Annotated in this window: 3 protein-coding genes and 1 pseudogene; all 4 read left to right on the top strand. The window is 47.6% G+C overall.

Annotated elements, in window-relative coordinates:
* Positions 1-1,837, top strand: a 1,837-nt coding sequence (locus tag AC4E7D_RS11245) for a SusC/RagA family TonB-linked outer membrane protein (RefSeq protein WP_490173889.1), incomplete at its 5' end; no start/stop codon positions are given.
* A 21-nt stretch (positions 1,838-1,858) separates the two neighbouring features.
* On the top strand, positions 1,859-3,475 hold the full coding sequence (locus AC4E7D_RS11240; RefSeq protein WP_490173888.1) for a RagB/SusD family nutrient uptake outer membrane protein: 1,617 nt from the start codon (positions 1,859-1,861) through the stop codon (positions 3,473-3,475).
* Positions 3,476-3,589: 114 nt separating this feature from the next.
* Positions 3,590-5,074, top strand: coding sequence for a xylulokinase (locus AC4E7D_RS11235; protein ID WP_490173887.1), 1,485 nt, complete (start codon positions 3,590-3,592; stop codon positions 5,072-5,074).
* A 2-nt stretch (positions 5,075-5,076) separates the two neighbouring features.
* Positions 5,077-5,340: pseudogene (locus AC4E7D_RS11230) on the top strand (xylose isomerase); the annotation flags it as partial.

Here is a 5,340-nt window from a genome sequence, read left to right as displayed (position 1 = left end):
GATTGTCAACGGTTCCTTGGAATACAAAGTAACTCCTGAACTATCGGCTAAGGTGAATTTGGGTTATGATAAATCCGAAGGGGAAACCCTCTCTATGCTTTCCGGTGCACTTTTTGGTTTTGATGGTGTTTCAGGAAATGGTTTTGGAAATTACAACACCCTTTACAGGGAGAGTAAGCTTTTAGAAGCTACCCTGAACTGGAAGAAGGATTTTGAGAATTCCAATATAGATGTACTGGTAGGATATTCCTTCCAGGATTTCCGCACAAGTGGATTTAGTTCTCAGGCACGTGGATTTGGCTCAACGGACCTTAATAAAATGAGCCGTGACCTTAAAACTACTGTTAATGGTGCTTCAGCTTCTATTGATGGCGCTTACCAACAGTTTTATTACGGCGTGAATACAAACGGCCTTATTGTTAACCGTTTGTTCCCCGATGTTGTTGCAGGAGAGGAAGTACCTTATGCTTTTGAGCGCTATGTTCAGGCCATGACTGCCGATGCTTTTGACAATACTGATGAGTTGCAGTCCTACTTTGCCAGGATCAATTATACCCTTGCAGACAAGTACCTGTTTACTGGTACGGTAAGGGCGGACGGTTCTTCCCGATTCGGTCCAGATAACCAGTACGGATACTTCCCTTCCGGTGCCTTTGCCTGGAAGATCAATGAGGAAGACTTCATCGGTGAGAACGTATCTACTTTGAAATTGCGTTTGAGTGCGGGTATCACCGGTAACCAGGAAGGTCTGGGATACGGTAATTTCGTTGCCCGTCAGCGTTTTGCAGGATTGGGTATTCAAAATGACTTTGTTGTAAACCAGAACGGTCTGGCTATTGTGGCCACAGATGTTCCTGACCTCAAATGGGAGGAAACACTGGATTTCAACGTAGGTTTGGACTTCGGGTTTAACCTGGATCGTTTCTCTGGTAGCATTGATGTTTACCGAAGGGAAACCAACGACCAGCTGTTGAGGCTACCTCCTCCACAGCCAGCGGTTGACCCCTTCCAGTTTGGTAACTTTGACGCATCTATCCTTAACCAGGGTATTGAACTGGCACTGGCTTACGATTTCGTACAGACTGAGAATACTACCTTCGGGGCAGCATTCAATATCGCCTACAACGAGAACGAAGTTCAGGATTTTGCCGGAGCCATTAACACTGGTGAAATTAACGGACAGGGACTTTCAGGAGCCTTTGCTCAGCGATTGGAAGCCGGACGATCCATCTTTAGCTATTATATGGCCATCTTTGAAGGCTTTGACAGCAACGGATTGCCTACCTACCGCGATGTAGATGGCAATGGTGTGGGAGACCCAATTGGTGACCAAACCTTTGTTGGAGAAGACGCACTTCCTGACGTTACTAGCGGACTTTCTCTGAACTTCTCCAGTGGAAACTGGGATGCTTCAGCCTATTTCTCTGGTCAGTTTGGATTCTCTGTGTACAACAACACCGCTAACGGTTTCTTCACCGGAGGTTCTATCAACAACGCGCGTAACGTAACACAAGATCTGCTGCAATTAGATCCGCTGGAATCTGGCGGTGCTTCTGCAGACGTTTCCACGCGATTCCTGGAAAAAGGTGATTTTGTTAGGCTGCAAAACGCAACCATTGGATACAATTGGCCTCTAAGTGATGAAAGCCCCCTGAAAAGCCTGAGGTTTTCACTCACAGGTCAAAACTTGTTCCTGATTACAGATTATAGTGGACTGGATCCAGAAGTAACCACGGCAACAGGAGATCTTGGCTCTGGAGTACCTACAAGGGGTATCGACTGGGCGGCTTTCCCTAACCCGAGAACCATTACTTTTGGACTTAATGCATCGTTTTAATTAGAATAAAAATTGTAAATCATGAAAAGAAATCAATTTAAAATTTATTTGTTGACTTTCTTGTCAGTCGCAGGGCTTTGGTCCTGTACTGACCTGGAGATAGAGGAGACCGATTCTATCATCACGGAAGGTTTCCAGGGTCTTTCAGATCCTTCCTCAACCGTTGATGAGCTGTATAACCGATTGAACGGTGCATACGGTGACCAGGCGAATTATTTCGCACTAACTGAGGTGACCACAGATGCCGCTTTGATCCCTACAAGGGGAACCGACTGGGGGGATAACGGCCGCTGGAGGAACCTCCACAACCACGAATGGAATGCTGAGGCTACGGATATTATCAATCCGTTTAACCAATTCAGTTCCTACCAGCTTTTAGCTTCACAGGTTTTAGATTCTAGAAGTAACCCAAGTACTCAGAATATTGGAGAAGCCAGCTTTATCCGCGCTTTCTCTATGTGGGTGATCCTGGATTTCTTTGGCCAGGTGCCTTTCCGCGATACGCAATTGCCATCGTCTGCGGTACCAGAAGTGCTTACAGGATCGGCGGCAGTGGATTTCATCCTGGCTGACCTGGATACAGCTATTGCTAACTTGGCCAGCTTGCCGGCAGGTCAAGGGGCAGAGGCTACCTTCCGCGCCAGCAAAGAAGCTGCGAAGTACCTAAAAGCTAAAGTGCTTTTGAACCGTCATATCTACCTCGGTGGATCCCCTGATGCCGGAGATATGGCTCAGGTGATTTCCCTGGTTGATGAGATTGCTGCTCAGGGGTATGCTTTGGAAACCATTAACTATTTCCAGATCTTCCGTGAAGCTGCAGATTCTGAAACTATCTGGTCGTTGAAATCAGCTGTAGGTAACCGTATCTTCAACGGGCTGCACTACAATTCTACAGCTATCGGTGGTGGCGGATGGAACGGTTTCAGTACTCTGGCTGAATACTACGACCTTTTCGAAGGAGATGCCAACAACAACCGAGTTGATCCCAATACGCTTGCAGCCCTTGATGGTCAGGAAGACCGGCGTGGTGGTGTGCCGAATAGGGGTGCCGACTATACAGGAGATCCTGAAACTGAAGATGTAGACGGATTTGAAAATGGTTCTAACGTTGGATTTGGTTTCCTGATCGGACAACAATATGCCCTTGACGGAACTCCTCTCGAAGACCGTGCTGGTAATCCACTTACCTTCAAGCGCGATTTCGTTGATGGAGCTGGAGCGCCCAGCCTGATCAACAATGATGAAACAACCGGTATCCGTGTGATGAAATACAACCCGCGATACGGTGGCTTCCGTGGTCATGAGATCGTTTTCCGATATGCTGATGCCCACCTGATGAAGGCAGAAGCCATGTGGAGAAGTGGTGGTGACCCAACTGCCATGGTTAATGACCTGCGCGTACTGCGTGGAGCTGATCCCCTGGGATCTGTAGGAGCACAGGAGCTTATTGACGAAAGAGGACGTGAGCTGTACATGGAAACATGGAGGCGTAATGACCTTATCCGCTTTGGCCAGTACCTGAGGGGATGGGAATTTAAACCCTCCTCTGAAGTTGGAAACGAAGCTCGTTTGTTGTTCCCAATTCCGGATCAGCAACTGTTGGCTAACCCCAACCTGGTTCAAAACCCTGGATACTAATAATACTATCCTTATATAAAAAACCCCGGCGAATTCGCCGGGGTTTTTGTTTTACAGCACTTGGCAGAACGGGTTAAAAACGATATCTTAATTAACCTTTATCCCTCACCAGACATGTACTACATTGGTTATGATATCGGGAGTTCTTCTATTAAAGCTGCATTGGTGAATTCGGAAACCGGTGAGGCCTTAAGCCTAGTAAACCAACCGGATACTGAATTAGCCATACAAAGCCCTGAGAAAGATTGGGCGGAACAAGACCCCGAAGTGTGGTGGGAGCATGTTTGCACAGCTACGAACAAACTCCTTGAGCAGATCAAAATAAATGCGGAGAACATATTGGGGATAGGCATCGCCTATCAGATGCATGGCCTGGTGATGGTGGATCGTAACGGCAAGCCCCTCCGGCCAGCGATCATATGGTGTGACAGTCGTGCTGTGGAAATTGGCAGGCAGGCGTACGATAAGCTGGGTGCCGATTACTGTGGAGCAGAACTTCTCAACGCGCCCGGGAATTTTACGGCTTCCAAACTAAAATGGGTAAAGGAAAATGAACCCCACGTCTTTGAAAAGACTTATAAATTCATGCTTCCCGGGGATTTTATCGCCTTCAGGTTTAGTGGAAAAGAACAAACCACAGCCTCCGGATTATCCGAAGGTACCCTGTGGAATTTTAAATCGGAACGTCCTGCCCATAAACTACTCGAACATTACGGTATTGATGCACAACTGTTGCCGGAAATAGTACCTACCTTCGGATTACAGTCCCGGGTAAACGCCAAGGGTGCTGCAGCCTCCGGACTGGCAGAAGGCACCCCCATCTATTACCGGGCTGGTGATCAGCCGAACAATGCCCTGTCACTTAATGTATTTAATCCCGGTGAAGTAGCCGCAACCGGAGGAACCTCAGGTGTTTTTTATGCCGTATCTGATGCCAGGTCTGCCACGGAAATTGCACGGGTAAACAACTTCATGCATGTTAACCATACTTCGGATCAACCGCGTATTGGCAAACTATTATGTATCAATGGAGCAGGGATACTTTACAGATGGCTCAGGGAAAACCTGCAAGTAACTTCCTATGAGGAGATGAATCAACTGGCACGGGAAATCCCGGTAGGATCAGAAGGGCTGCGCTTTTTCCCTTTTGGTAACGGGGCAGAACGGATGTTAGACAACCGCCTCCTCGGAGCTCAGCTATCTGACTTAAACTTCAACCTCCATACACGGGCCCATGTATGCCGGGCTGCCCTGGAAGGAATTGCCTTCTCGTTTCTATATGGAATGAAGATCTTAACCGCTGATGGGATAAACCCCAGCATAATCCGTGCCGGAAATGATAACCTCTTCAGGTCTCAGGTGTTCTCAGAAACTATTGCCACGCTCATCGGCCAGGATATTGAAATTTACAATACTACGGGCGCTGTAGGTGCCGCTCGAGCCTGCAGGCTGCATTCCGGAGATTTTGAAGGATTCAGCAAACAACTGTTAAATAATGATTTTTTACGCCGGGTGACACCCGCAGAAAATCCCCTTCCCTACAGGAAGGCTTACCAGCACTGGGTAAAAGAACTTAAACACAAACTTTCAACTATATAAGCATGGTACTCATTGGCGACAAAGAATATTTTAAGAATATAGGCCCCATTTCCTACGAAGGGAAAGAATCAGACAATCCCCTGGCCTACAAATACTACAATCCGGAGCAGGTAGTGGCAGGGAAAACCATGAGAGAACATTTCAAATTTGCTGTGGCCTACTGGCATACTTTCTGCGGGCTTGGAGCCGATCCCTTTGGCCCTGGCACACAGCATTTTCCCTGGGATGTGCCAACTGATCCTTATGAGGCTGCCCGGGCTAAGGCC

The sequence above is a fragment of the Lentiprolixibacter sp. genome (assembly GCF_982873095.1).
This window is presented reverse-complemented; position numbering and strand designations above follow the sequence as displayed.

What these genes read in the sequence shown, in the direction of transcription:
- AC4E7D_RS11235 (WP_490173887.1), top strand. Translation starts at nt 3,590, where the DNA reads ATGTACTACATTGGTTATGATATCGGGAGTTCTTCTATTAAAGCTGCA.
- AC4E7D_RS11240 (WP_490173888.1), top strand. Translation starts at nt 1,859, where the DNA reads ATGAAAAGAAATCAATTTAAAATTTATTTGTTGACTTTCTTGTCAGTC.